Raw genomic sequence first — 13713 nt, forward strand, 5'->3', positions numbered from 1 at the left:
GCAGCAAAGCACTGAACAACTTCATCAAAAGGTTTGAATAGGCAGCAGAGGTTTTTTTGATTATATTTGTTAACGCTTTCCAGCCAGCACCAGAGCCTGCTGGTTCTATTAAGATCAGGACGGACAGCAAAAAAGAAGACTGCACACAGACAATTACAACAAATCATAACGGCGTAGCGCAGATCCTCTTCTGCTGCTCATCGACCGTATCGTTAATTTAAATTTATTAGTTTCGCACCAGCATCAGGGAACACCTCTCCGATTACTGCGCGCCAGTCCGGCTCAGCTTATTAAGCCCGGCGCGCACATAATTCTATCCCGTTTCGCACTAACACCCTTCAGTGGCGATAATATAATCGCCGCTGAAGGAGGCTATTATCTGGCGGGATAGTTGCCCGGTTGCGACGGCATGGGCGATAACGTCTCTACGCCACAGCGTGCCAGCGATCGTTGCTGACGTTCCGCATACAGTGCCATCTCATCAATCACCGCACAGCCCAGTGCAGTTTCAAACGCTTCCCGACTGGCCTGGCCTGCCGACCGGACCTGCGCGTGATCGCCCAGGTTTGACTGAAAGATGCCCGCAGCGCTGACCGGCAAAAAATCCTCATAGATAATCGGTTCGGCAATGATCCGTCCGTCAGCAATCAGGCTTTCGAGCGTCTCACCACGGGCTGGCGGTGACGCCATCCCCTTTTCGCTGAGCCGATAATCGAACCACGCCAGCGCCTGCTGACGCAGCGTCTGCTCATCGTCCGGGAAGTCCCGGAACACCCCGGCCAGATGCTGCTGATGCTGCTGGTTATCCTGACCGCTGCCCGCCTGCTGCAGCAAACGGTCATACAGCGCCCGGCCCTTCGGCGTCAGCGCCGCACCACGCTGCTCGATTTCACCAAAGCGGGCGGTATGAGTTCCCTGATGACCATCGCGGAAAACGATCGCTTCCTCCAGCGCCTTGAAACTGGTCTGGCGTAACAGAATCGGCACCTGACGACGCGGCGGTCCTTCAATCAGAGTTTTCGGTTCGATGCCGCGCGACGGCATCAGCTGCTGCACCCGGTCGATATCCAGCGTGCGGGGCGTCAGGTGGTTAATGTGACAGCCGGGGAAACAGACCACGTCAGCAATCAGCCGGTGTTGCTGATTCAATGCCTGATAGGTCTGACTATCGACGCTGCTGTGGGCGTGCCAGCGGAAGGTTTCCAGTGCTTCGGTGACAAACTCCGCCGCCTGCGGGGCGGTGAATCCGCCCTGCTGCTGATGCAGTTGCAGCAGTTGCCGACAGCGCGGCGTGAAGATGTCGCGCGCCGCCAGAATCGCCGCCGCCTTTTCACGCAGCTCAGCCTCTTCAATCAGCTCAAGCCGTAACAGTGAGGTAAAGACGCGGAAAGGATTACGTCGCAGGGCCGCCTCGTCGACCGGACGGAACGCGGTGGAATGCACCGGCACGCCGGCCTGGGAGAGATCGTAGTAGCCGACCGGATACATCCCCATCACCGAAAACATCTGCCGCAGCGTGGCAAGTTCGCTGGCGCTGCCGACCCGGATGGCACCGTGACGTTCAATATTGAGCCGGCTGAGTTCATCCGCCGCGGCCAGACGATCTTTTAATGCGGGTTCGGATTCCAGCGTGCGGTCGTTAACCGCCATCACCAGCTGCATCAGCGTGCCGTATTGCGGCACTTCCTGCTGATACATGGCGGACATCGCCTGAGAGAAGCGGGTGCGGATGGCATCCGCAGTGAGAAAGTTGTCCATCTGTTCCACCTGACACCGTGAGCGTTGCTGCTACTGTAATGCAACGGATTGGCGCCAGCGGAAAAAATCACGAATTTGTGATCGACTTAAAGCCGTAGCGGTTTTTGAGCAGCAGCATCAGGGTGGTGATCACCGCCGGGATCGCCAGCAGCAGGAAGATAACGCTGAATGACCAGCCGAGCGACAGCATTTCTGCACCGACAAAGGCGCTGAGAATCGCGCCGACGCGGCCGACGCCGTGCATCCAGCTGGAGCCGGTGGCGCGGGCATGTGTCGGATAATAGCTGGCAGACAGCGCATTCATCCCGGTATTGGCACCGTTGAAACAGAAGCCGCTACAGAAGGCGATGCCGCTCATGATGCCCACTTCTGCGGGTGAATACCCCAGCGCCACGATAAATAGCCCACCACAAAAGTAGATCGCCGCCAGTGCCAGGTTGGCATTGAAGCGATCCATCAGCCAGCCGGCAAACAGCGAGCCCAGCGTTCCGCCGGCCTGATACATCGCGGTGATAATTGCCGCTTCAGTGACCGACATTCCCAGCGTATTGACCAGCGACGGCAGCCAGCTGCCAATCAGGTAGACCAGGAACAGCCCCATAAAGTAACCGCCCCACAGCATGGTGCTGCCAAACAGGTAGCGGCGCGACAGCACGGTGGCGATCGCCCCGCGCGTGGCAACGCTGGCTTCAGGCGCATGAAACGCGCTATCCGGCTGCGTGACGCCCGGCATCATCCGGTCAACGATGGCGTGAATGCGGGCCGCAGGCGCGCCGCGGCTAATCAGGAAGCGCACCGATTCCGGCAGCCCACGGATCAGAAAAGGCAGCACCAGCAGCGGCAGGATCCCGCCGAGCAGCAGCACCGAGTGCCAGTCGTAGCGCGGTAACAGCCACGAGGCGGCAAATCCCCCGCTGGCCGCACCAAAGGTGAAACCGCAAAACACCACGGTGATGATGAATGCACGCCGCCGCTCTGGCGCGTACTCAGCCACCAGCGTACCCACATTTGGCATCGCTGCGCCCAGACCCAGTCCGGTGAGGAAGCGGAACAGCATCATCTGTTCGACGTTTTGTGACAGCGCGGTTGCCAGCGTCCAGAGGCCAAAAAAGAAAACGCTAAGAATAATCATCATCCGGCGACCGTAGCGGTCGGCCAGCGGTCCAGCCACCATTGCGCCGAGCGCCAGACCAATCAGTGCCGCGCTGATCACCATCCCCAGCTGATGGTTGCTGACGCCCCACGCAGTTTTGAGGGTCGGGGCAATAAAGCCCATAATTGCGATATCCATACCATCCAGCGCCACCACAATAAAGCAGAGCGCGATTAACCGCTTTTGCCAGCGACTCAGCGCCTGCTGGTTAATGAGCTGGCGTACATCTACCGCCTCTACGCTGGTCAATGAAAACTCCTTTCGGGCACCCGGCATCGGACATCAGAATTAGTAAAAAAAACGGCGCCAATAATAGCCGATCGTTAACGTTAAGACGTCAGATTTTTATATGATATTGAGAATTATTCAACTTTTAATCGCTAAGCCGTTGATTTGTGGTTGCCCTGTTCTGCGGCCTGCTGACCGCATTGTCATATGACACGTTTATTTTCAGCGGTTTAATCGTTGAGGCGGTTAGATGGCGACGTTTGTTAAAATAATTTTGCAGCTAAGTTAACAAAATCCATTTTAAATGGTTGCCTGATACCGGTGATCCTCATTAAGTTTAACGGATGGAAAAAAATATCCTTTTCAATCAGCGCATTCGCTTGCGCCACTTACATACCTTTGTTGCGGTTGCGCAGCAAGGCACGCTGGGCCGGGCGGCCGAAACGCTTAGCCTGAGCCAGCCTGCACTGTCAAAAACCCTGAACGAGCTGGAAGAGCTGACCGGCGTCAGGCTGTTTGAGCGTGGCCGGCTCGGTGCGCAACTCACCACCATGGGTGAACAGTTTCTGACGCATGCGGTGCGGGTGCTTGATGCGCTCAACCATGCCGGACAGAGTTTTAATGAGCAGCCTGCCGATCAGCCCGCCATTATCCGGCTGGGGGCGTTAACTACCGCCGCAATGGGCATGTTGCCGCAGATCCTGGATCGCTTTCATCAGCTGCAACCCAATACCACCATTCAGGTGGCGACCTTACATAACAATGTGCTGCTGGCGGGTTTACGGGCCGGTGAGTTCGACATTGGCGTTGGCCGGATGGCCGACAGTGAAATGATGACCGGGCTGACTTATGAACTGCTGTTTCTCGAATCACTCAAGCTGGTGGTCCGGCCGGAACACCCGCTATTAAGTGACAACGTCACCCTGTCGCGCGCGATGCAGTGGCCGGTGGTGATTTCACCTGAAGGCACCGCCCCGCGCCGTATTGCGCAGCAGATGCTCGACGAACAGGGCTGCTCGCTGCCGCCGCACTGTATCGAGACCTCTTCGACCTCACTGGCGCGACAGCTGGCGTTGCGTTACGACTACATCTGGTTTGTGCCTTCCGGCGCGATCAAGGAAGACCTGAACCACAATGCGGTCTGTGCCCTGCCGATTAACTCATCCGGTCCGGGCGAGCCGGTGGGTATTATTACCCGCACCGGCAGTCAGCTTAGCCTGAGCGCCGACGTACTGATGTCAACGATGCGAAAATTTCACAGCTAGCGGCTGCGTTTTGCATGCCGCTCACGGTTATCCAGCCGCGCTTTATCGGTTTTACGCAGCCCGACGTATAGCGCCCCCGCGCCGCCATGCTGAGCCTGGGCGACGCAGAAGGTCTGAACATCGTCAAACTGGGTCAGCCAGCGCGCCAGATAGCTGCGTACAATATTGGCATGTGACTCGTCGTCACGGCCTTTGCCATGAATGATCAGCAGATTGCGCAGTCCCTGCTTGTGCGCCTGCACCATAAAATTGAACAGCGCCTGGCGACAGGTTTCCACCGGCTGCCGCAGCAGATTCAGGCTGGCATCCAGCCGGTACTCCCCTTTGCGTAGTTTATCCAGCACGCCCTGCTGAATGCCGTCGGCTTTGTATTCCAGCGGCGTGTTCAGCGGCACAATATCCAGATAACCCCGGGTCAGAAAATTCTCCTGTTCAGGATCGTGCGGCGGATGGCGCGGCGCTTTGGTTGAGGGCGATTTGAGCCATAAGGTGCTGGTGGTGTCTTTTAACGGAGTGACATCTCCCATGGCGTCTCGAAAAAGATCGTTATCATCAAGGTTCATGGTTTTCTCACACCTGATTAAAATTGATGGAGGGCAAAACAGGCTTAGGGTGAAAGCGTAGCAAAGGGTGACGGCCTTGCGCTAACCCTGTTTTTGGTGATTTTTTGTATCAGACAATTCAGGTTTTAGATCAAAAAGCGGAAACTTTTCGTGACAGCTGACGTTTTGGCATTCTGAGAACCGCGTCACAGCTATGTTTGCTGCCCGGTCTGACATCCGTACTTTTTGTGCGCCTAAAACTGCTCGGATGAGTTCCCTTCAGCACAAAAAATGTTAAAATTGACACCAGTCAATTATCGTCGAGCAAACCATTATGATCCCTGAAAAACGCAGCATTCGTCGTATTCAGTCGGGCGGTTGTGCCATTCACTGCCAGGATTGCAGCATCAGTCAGCTCTGCATCCCGTTTACGCTAAATGAACATGAGCTGGACCAGCTCGACAATATCATTGAGCGTAAAAAACCTATTCAGAAAGGGCAAACCCTTTTCAAAGCGGGTGACGAGCTTAAGTCACTTTATGCCATCCGTTCCGGTACCATTAAAAGCTATACCATCACCGAACAGGGCGATGAGCAGATTACCGGTTTCCATCTGGCCGGTGACCTGGTCGGCTTTGATGCGATCATGGGTGCCAGCCATCCGAGCTTTGCTCAGGCGCTGGAAACGGCCATGGTCTGTGAAATTCCGTTCGAAACGCTGGACGATCTGTCAGGCAAAATGCCGGCCCTGCGTCAGCAGATGATGCGTCTGATGAGCGGTGAGATCAAAGGCGATCAGGACATGATTTTACTGCTGTCGAAGAAAAATGCCGAAGAGCGCCTGGCCGCCTTTATCTGGAATCTGTCACGCCGCTTTGGCCAGCGTGGTTTCTCCCAGCGCGAATTCCGCCTCACCATGACCCGTGGCGATATCGGTAATTACCTCGGCTTAACGGTCGAAACCATCAGCCGTCTGCTGGGCCGTTTCCAGAAATCGGGCATGCTGGCGGTGAAAGGTAAATATATTACCATTGAGAACCACGCCTTACTGGAAGAGTTAGCGGGTCAGAGCCATCAGGCTGCCTGATCGCCAGCCGGATTAATAATTGTTATTTTATTGATCCGGCAGCAACTTTTTCACTTCTTCCGCTGTGCAACATAGGCTATCTTTAATCCAGTCGCTTTGGTTTAAGGAGAGTTCCTCATGTCCCAGTACCAAAATATTCTGGTCGCAATCGATGCCCAGCAAGACGACCAGCCTGCGCTGCGGCGTGCGGTCTATCTCAATCAATTCATCGGCGGCAAAATCAAAGCTTTTCTGCCTATCTATGATTTCTCCTATGAGATGACCACCCTGCTGTCACCTGATGAACGCGCCTCAATGCGTCAGGGGGTGATCAGCCAGCGCACCGAGTGGATCCGCGAACAGGCACACGCTTATCTTGATGCCGGTGTCGAAATCGAAATCAAGGTGATCTGGCACAACCGTCCGTATGAAGCCATCATTCAGGAAGTGTTAGCTCACCAGCATGATTTAGTACTGAAAATGGCACACCAGCACGACCGGCTTGAGTCGGTGATTTTCACCCCGACCGACTGGCATCTGCTGCGTAAATGCCCGTGCGCGGTGTGGATGGTGAAAGATCAGCCGTGGCCGGAAGGCGGTAAAGCGATTGTGGCGGTGAACCTCGCCAGTGAAGAGCCGCATCATGATGGCCTGAATCAGAAGCTGATCCGTGAAACGGTTAAGCTGGCCGAAACCGTCAATCATACTGAAGTCCATCTGGTGGGTGCCTACCCTATCACCCCGATCAATATTGCTATCGAGCTGCCCGATTTTGACCCCAGCGTCTACAACGACGCCATTCGCGGCCAGCATCTGGTGGCGATGAAGGCGCTGCGACAGAAGTTTTCCATTGGTGAAGAGTTCACCCATGTTGCTAAAGGTTTGCCTGAAGAGGTGATTCCTGACCTGGCGGTACACCTCGGCGCGGGCGTTGTGGTGCTGGGCACCATCGGACGTACCGGTTTGTCGGCCGCGTTTCTCGGCAATACGGCAGAACAGGTGATTGATCATCTGCGTTGCGATCTGCTGGCAATCAAACCTGATGATTTCAAATCGCCGATCGATCTGGATGATGAAGAGGATGAGGAGGATTAATCCTGCTCAGAAAAAAGGGCGGCTCATCAGCCGCCCTTTTTTATTACAACGCTTTCAGAATCGCTTCGACGCTGGCTTTGGCATCGCCAAACAGCATCTGGGTATTCTCTTTAAAGAACAGCGGATTCTGCACCCCGGCATAGCCGGTGTTCATTGAGCGTTTAAACACGATGACGTTGTGCGCTTTCCACACTTCCAGTACCGGCATGCCGGCAATCGGACTGCGCGGATCCTCCTGCGCTGCCGGGTTGACGGTATCGTTAGCGCCAATCACCAGCACCGTGTCGGTTTCACTGAAGTCATCGTTGATCTCATCCATCTCCAGCACCACGTCATACGGCACTTTAGCTTCGGCCAGCAGTACGTTCATGTGGCCAGGCAAGCGACCGGCAACCGGATGAATGCCAAAACGTACCTTGATACCCAGCGCACGCAGCCTGGCGGTGATTTCCGCCACCGGATACTGTGCCTGGGCCACCGCCATACCGTAGCCGGGAGTGATGATCACCGACGAAGAGGCTTTCAGCATCTCTGCGGTCTCTTCTGCGCTGATTTCACGGTGTTCACCGGCCGCGTCACTGTCTTCACCGCTGCTGATCTCACTGCCAAAACCGCCAGCGATCACGCTGATAAACGAACGGTTCATCGCCTTACACATAATGTAAGAGAGGATCGCACCGGAGGAGCCGACCAGCGCCCCGGTGACAATCAGCAGGTCGTTGCTCAGCATAAAGCCGGCTGCAGCGGCTGCCCAGCCGGAGTAAGAGTTGAGCATCGACACCACCACCGGCATGTCTGCCCCGCCGATCGACGCCACCAGATGCCAGCCAAACGCCAGCGCAATCAGGGTCATCAGCAGCAGTGCAAATACCTGCGCCGCGGTGCTGCTGGTGTTAACGAACCACAGCAATAGCAGGAACGACACCACCAGCGCCAGCAGGTTAAGCTTATGGCGATGCGGCAACGCCAGCGGCCGCGAGGAGATCTTGCCGCACAGCTTGCCAAACGCCACCAGCGAACCGGTAAAGGTCACCGCGCCAATGAAGATGCCGATAAACACTTCGCTCAGATGGATATTCTCCATCACCGCCGGCAGGCCAGGCGCATGATCGATATAGCTGTTGATGCCGACCAGCACCGCCGCCAGACCAACAAAGCTGTGCAGAATCGCCACCAGCTCCGGCATTTCGGTCATTTCGACCTTCTTCGCCAGACGCACGCCAATTGCCCCGCCGATCACCATCGCCACCAGGATCCACACCACGTTGCCGCTGTCGGGTCCAAAAATGGTGGCCACCAGCGCGATCGCCATGCCGCTGATACCAAAAATATTGCCCTGCTTAGAGGTCTCATGTCGCGAGAGACCGGCGAGGCTACAAATAAACAAAATGGCAGCGACAATATAGGCTGCAGTTACTAATCCGCCAGACATGAATTACCCCTTACGAAACATTTTTAGCATGCGCTGGGTGACGGTAAAGCCACCAAAGATATTGATGCTGGCAATCAGCACGGCAATAAAGGAGATAAACGTCACCCAGCCACCGTGCCCCATCTGCAACACCGCGCCGATGACGATGATGCCGGAAATGGCATTGGTGACCGACATCAGCGGCGTATGCAGCGCATGGCTGACGTTCCACACCACGTAGTAGCCGACCACGCAGGAGAGCGCGAAGACGGTAAAGTGCGACAGGAAATCCGCCGGCGCCACGTTGGCCAGGCAGGCAAACAGCACTATCGCCAGCGCGATCAGCAAATACTTACGCCATACCGCAACCGGTTTTTTCTCGACTGGCTGCACCGCTTTTGCCGCAGCCGGTGCGGCCTGCGGCGCAGCGGAGACCTGAATCGGCGGCGCAGGCCAGGTCACTTCGCCCTCACGGATCACCGTCACGCCGCGCACCACCACATCGTCGAAATCAAGGGTAATTTCGCCGTTTTTCTGTTTGCATAACAGCTTCATCAGGTTGACCAGATTGGTTCCATAGAGCTGCGATGACTGGGTCGGTAACCGGCTGGGCAAGTCGGTATAACCGATAATCTTCACCCCGTTCGGGGTAACGGTAACCTGATCGGCGACCGTCAGGGCGCAGTTGCCGCCGTTTTGCGCCGCCAGATCGACAATCACGCTGCCCGGTTTCATGCTGGCAACCATCTCTTCGGTAATCAGCGTCGGAGCCGGTTTACCGGGGATCAGCGCGGTGGTGACGATGATGTCCACTTCCTGCGCCTGGCTGGCAAACAGTGCCATCTCGGCTTTGATGAAGGCTTCAGACATCACTTTGGCGTAGCCATCGCCGCTGCCCGCTTCCTCTTCAAAATCGAGTTCGAGGAATTCGGCGCCCATACTCTGCACCTGCTCTTTCACTTCCGGCCGGGTATCGAACGCCCGGACGATCGCGCCGAGGCTGCCCGCCGCGCCGATTGCCGCCAGTCCGGCTACGCCGGCCCCAATCACCATCACTTTGGCCGGTGGAACTTTACCGGCTGCGGTAATCTGACCGGTAAAGAAGCGGCCAAACTGGTGAGCCGCTTCGACAATCGCCCGATAACCGGCAATGTTGGCCATCGAACTCAGGGCATCCAGTGACTGCGCCCGTGAGATACGCGGAACAGAATCCATCGCCATCACCGTCACCTGACGCGCCGCCAGTTTCTCCAGCAGCGCGGGGTTCTGCGCCGGCCAGATGAAACTGACCAGGGTGCTGCCGGCCCGCGTCAGCGCAATCTCTTCATCGAGCGGCGCATTCACTTTCAGCACGATATCGGATTGCCAGACCTGCCGGGCGTCACTCAGGGTGGCCCCTGCCGCAAGGTAGCTGTCGTCATCAAAACTGGCGTTGAGGCCCGCGTCATGCTCCAGTGTGACGCTAAACCCCAGCTTGATCAGTTGCCCAACGGTCTGTGGCGTGGCGGCCACTCGTGACTCGCCAGGCAATCGCTCTTTGGGTATTCCAATTAACATAGTGTTTCCTTTCATCGGTTAAAGGATGATGGCAAGAAGTCTGCACGACGACAGCGCAACTGAAACAGTGTTTCAGCTGCTTATGAACGAAATGCACTTATTTCAAAGTGTTTATAACCTACTGAAAATGTGACGGGCGATCCAGTTCAGCCTGGCTGAGTAGAGACATTCACCCAATTATTCAGTGTTAAAGATAAAAACCCGTGTTATCCCACTACTAAAGCCGGTCATCAGCAGATAATCTGCTATGACTAATCGTGTCAGGGCGCAGATATGATTAATAAAAACCTTTATTTAACAATGCATTAACTGTTATGGTAATAAGTCTTACCGGCTTTAACGATAACCCGCCGCAAAAACGGGCTATAAAGCCGCTTCATGACAATCACATGAAGTAAGCCCGGTTGAATAACGCGAGTTGACGCAAAAAATCGCTGCGACAGTCTGTTTATAACATGCAATAATCAGCGGCTAATCTGTTATACATCAAGAGTCCAGCACGTTTTCGTACTCATTTTTGCGTAAGGCGAAGGATTATTTTTATGAAGCTGAAGAACACTATTCTGGCATCCACCTTGTTATCCCTGCTGGCAGCTAACGCATTCGCTGCGCAGGAGTTGACGCCAGAAAAAGCGGCCGCGTTGAAGCCATTCGAACGTATTAATATCACCGGCCGTTTCAACGCAATTGGCGACGCCGCCGATGCGGTGTCTAAGCGTGCTGATGAAATGGGTGCCGACTCTTACTACATCCAGGGCATTAACGACACCAATGGCAACAGCGGCAACTGGCGCGTCACCGCCGACCTTTATAAAGCCGATGCGCCTGAAGCGACCTCCTCCACCAGCTACCGTCGCTTCAACGGTATCAACGAGCTTCCTAAAGCGGAAGCCTATAAACTCGAACCTTTCGATACGGTATCGGTGAGCGGCTTCTTTGCCAGTCAGCCGGACGTTAACGATGCGATCGCCAAAGCGGCAAAAGAGAAAGGCGCAGCCTCATTCTTTATTGTCCGCCAGATTGATGCCAACAACGGCGGCAATCAGTACGTGACCGCCTACGTCTATAAGGCTGACGCGAAAGAGCGTAAGGTCCAGACACCAAACGCCATTCCGGCTGATTCAGAAGCCGGTAAAGCTGCTCTCGCCGCGGGCGGTGCAGCCGCAGCCAACGTTGAAATCCCGGGCGTGGCCTCTTCTGAGACCCCAAGTAAAAGTGTAGGCCGTTTCTATGAGACGCAAAGCTCAACCGGCAAACGCTATACGGTCAATCTGCCAAACGGCAAGTCCGTACAGGAAGTCAACGCGATTACTGCCGCCCAGATGCAGCCGTTCGGCACTGTGACCTTCACCGGACACTTCGGTACTCCGACCGAAATCTCTGAAGAAGTGGCCAAGCGTGCTGCGGATAAAGGTGCTAAGTACTACCACGTAACCCGTCAGTGGCAGAACCAGAGCGGCGGTAACCTGACCGTGACCGCAGACATCTTTAAGTAATCCCCTCAGGGCGGCGCCCGCCGCCCTGCTATTTGCATAATTCCTGTGCTGTTTTGCATATTCACGCATTGCCATCTCCCGCCGCACTCCGTAAAATCTTGCGCCTGTTTCACCGGACATTCTCATCGTTATTTGCCTCACGGCTACCATATACCTGTGATGAAATCCGGTTTACCCAGCCATATATGCTAGCGGGAAGGTTGTTTTGGAGAAAAAATTAGGTCTCGGTGCCCTGACAGCGCTGGTGCTGAGCTCAATGCTCGGCGCAGGCGTGTTTAGCCTGCCGCAAAATATGGCCGCCGTAGCCGGTCCGGCCGCTTTGCTGATTGGCTGGCTGATTACCGGCGTAGGGATTATCTTTCTGTCGCTGGCGATACTGCTGCTGACCCGTCTCAAACCCGATCTGGACGGCGGCATCTTTACCTACGCGCGCGCCGGCTTCGGCGAGCTGATGGGCTTCTGTTCGGCTTGGGGCTACTGGCTGTGCGCGGTGATCGCCAATGTCTCCTATCTGGTGATCGTCTTCTCCGCGCTGAGCTTTTTCACTGACAGCCCGGGCCATGTTGTGTTTGGCGACGGCAATACCTGGCAGGCGATGCTCGGTGCATCGGTGCTGCTGTGGCTGGTGCACTGGCTGGTGCTGCGTGGGGTGCAAACCGCCGCCAGCATCAACCTGATGGCGACGCTGGGCAAACTGGTGCCGCTTCTGCTGTTTATCGTGCTGGCGGTGCTGGCGTTTAACTACGATCGGTTCCGCTTCGATTTCTCCGGCGTCACGCTGGGACAACCGCTGTGGGAACAGATTAAGCAGACCATGCTGATCACCCTGTGGGTGTTTATCGGGGTGGAAGGCGCAGTGGTGGTATCAGCGCGCGCCCGTCAGAAAAAGGATGTCGGTCGCGCCACGCTGCTGGCGGTGCTGGCGGCACTGCTGGTCTATCTGCTGGTGACGCTACTGTCGCTGGGTGTGGTGCCGCGTGCTGAGCTGGCAGAGATGCGCAATCCCTCCATGGCCGGACTCATGACTCGCCTGATGGGGCACTGGGGCGATGCAGTGATCGCCGTTGGCCTGATCATTTCGGTGTGTGGCGCCTATCTCAGCTGGACCATTATGGCGGCTGAGGTGCCGCTGATCGCCGCGCAGCTCGGTGCCTTCCCGCGCAGTATTGCCCGGCAGAACGTACACAATGCGCCAGCCGCCTCACTGTGGCTGACCAACGGCAGCATTCAGCTCTGTCTGATCCTGATTGCGCTTACCGGGGCCAACTACAACAACCTGCTGACTATCGCCTCAGAGATGATTCTGGTGCCCTATCTGCTGGTCGGGCTTTATCTGATCAAAGTGGTTCGCGGTCAGCGCAAACCGCTGGCGATGGCGGTGGGCATCGGTGCCAGCCTGTACGGTATCTGGCTGCTCTACGCGTCAGGTCCGTTACACCTGATGACCTCAGTAGTGCTGTATGCACCGGGGCTGCTGCTGTTTATGTTTGCCCGCCGCGGCGGCCGCGCGGATATTGCGCTGACCTCACTGGAGCGGATTGCGATGGGGGTGCTGATTGCGGCGACGCTGCCGGCGGTATGGCAGCTGACGACTTAATGTGACTGCAGCGGGATGGAGACGCACAGCAGGTCATCCTGCTGTGTCAGATTCAGCGGCTTGCGGTATTCCTGATGAATGGCGTCCAGCTGCTCGGGCGAGAGCGGATATGGCAACTGGATATCAAAGCGGCCGATCTGTTGCTGTTCAGCAAGCGTGATCAGGCGGGCGATGTTAATTTCGTCGCTGACCTGAGTAGAAATGATTTGTAATGCTAATTCTTTAAGCGGGTCGCCGCTGGCTTGTAAGCGGTGCGCAGATTTGCGTGTCACCATGCCAAAAATCGGCATCACACCATAGATCGCATCGACGAAGCTCCAGCGTTTTTTACAGGAAGCGGAAAGAAAAGCACTGTAATTGAAGCAGATGCGGTCACTGTATATGGCTGATGCCAGCTCTTTATCAGACACACTCACGCTCCTCATAGTAATCATTACGGTTCCGAACCTGGCGCAAAAAGGCCGCGGTTATGATGGCACATTTTGCCGGTTATATACCAGTGAGATAGGGATATTTCGTGCGATAGCGTAGAGCTCAGGACCAGG

The 13713-nt window shown here is 55.8% G+C and carries 11 protein-coding genes; 5 read left to right on the forward strand and 6 right to left on the reverse strand.

Going from position 1 to position 13713, the window contains the following annotated elements; all coding sequences use genetic code 11:
- Positions 1-375 precede the first annotated feature (375 nt).
- Together hglS and AC6I8D_RS09960 are read right to left on the reverse strand one after the other, a co-directional pair.
- Positions 376-1758 (reverse strand): 2-oxoadipate dioxygenase/decarboxylase HglS, encoded by a 1383-nt coding sequence (gene hglS / locus AC6I8D_RS09955; protein WP_497820081.1) that lies wholly within the window; start codon positions 1756-1758, stop codon positions 376-378.
- 67 nt (positions 1759-1825) lie between these two features.
- A complete protein-coding gene (locus AC6I8D_RS09960) occupies positions 1826-3160 on the reverse strand; it encodes an MFS transporter (protein WP_497820082.1) in 1335 nt (444 codons plus the stop codon).
- Between the two features lie 323 nt (positions 3161-3483).
- Here AC6I8D_RS09960 and AC6I8D_RS09965 point away from each other — a divergent pair, with 323 nt between their 5' ends.
- Positions 3484-4404, forward strand: a complete 921-nt coding sequence (locus tag AC6I8D_RS09965) for a LysR substrate-binding domain-containing protein (protein ID WP_497820083.1) — start codon at positions 3484-3486, stop codon at positions 4402-4404.
- Here the strand turns inward: AC6I8D_RS09965 and smrA are convergent.
- Positions 4401-4967 (reverse strand): DNA endonuclease SmrA, encoded by a 567-nt coding sequence (gene smrA, locus AC6I8D_RS09970; protein ID WP_312054543.1) that lies wholly within the window; start codon positions 4965-4967, stop codon positions 4401-4403. The two genes, AC6I8D_RS09965 and smrA, sit on opposite strands and share 4 nt — an antisense overlap.
- Positions 4968-5280: 313 nt before the next feature.
- Between smrA and fnr the strand changes: the two genes are divergently transcribed.
- Entirely contained in the window at positions 5281-6033 is a 753-nt protein-coding gene (gene fnr, locus AC6I8D_RS09975; protein ID WP_009090088.1) for a fumarate/nitrate reduction transcriptional regulator Fnr, read from the forward strand.
- Between the two features lie 117 nt (positions 6034-6150).
- Entirely contained in the window at positions 6151-7107 is a 957-nt protein-coding gene (gene uspE / locus AC6I8D_RS09980; protein WP_312054542.1) for a universal stress protein UspE, read from the forward strand.
- A 43-nt stretch (positions 7108-7150) separates the two neighbouring features.
- On the opposite strand, the gene pntB is transcribed toward uspE, so the two are convergent.
- Together pntB and pntA are read right to left on the reverse strand one after the other, a co-directional pair.
- Positions 7151-8539: a Re/Si-specific NAD(P)(+) transhydrogenase subunit beta gene (pntB, locus tag AC6I8D_RS09985; RefSeq protein WP_312757046.1), complete on the reverse strand. Its 1389-nt coding sequence runs from the start codon at positions 8537-8539 to the stop codon at positions 7151-7153.
- A 3-nt stretch (positions 8540-8542) separates the two neighbouring features.
- Complete coding sequence (gene pntA / locus AC6I8D_RS09990; RefSeq protein WP_312054540.1) at positions 8543-10075, reverse strand: Re/Si-specific NAD(P)(+) transhydrogenase subunit alpha; 1533 nt, start codon at positions 10073-10075, stop codon at positions 8543-8545.
- Positions 10076-10617: 542 nt separating this feature from the next.
- Here pntA and ydgH point away from each other — a divergent pair.
- Both ydgH and AC6I8D_RS10000 read left to right on the forward strand, forming a co-directional pair.
- Positions 10618-11571, forward strand: a complete 954-nt coding sequence (gene ydgH, locus AC6I8D_RS09995; RefSeq protein ID WP_497820084.1) for a DUF1471 family protein YdgH — start codon at positions 10618-10620, stop codon at positions 11569-11571.
- A gap of 205 nt (positions 11572-11776) precedes the next feature.
- Positions 11777-13168 (forward strand): basic amino acid/polyamine antiporter, encoded by a 1392-nt coding sequence (locus AC6I8D_RS10000; RefSeq protein ID WP_497820085.1) that lies wholly within the window; start codon positions 11777-11779, stop codon positions 13166-13168.
- Here AC6I8D_RS10000 and AC6I8D_RS10005 read toward each other — a convergent pair.
- Complete coding sequence (locus AC6I8D_RS10005; RefSeq protein ID WP_312757051.1) at positions 13165-13578, reverse strand: hypothetical protein; 414 nt, start codon at positions 13576-13578, stop codon at positions 13165-13167. The genes AC6I8D_RS10000 and AC6I8D_RS10005 overlap by 4 nt on opposite strands.
- Positions 13579-13713 lie beyond the last annotated feature (135 nt).

The organism is Pantoea sp. X-Soil-MYKO-1785, from assembly GCF_059730675.1.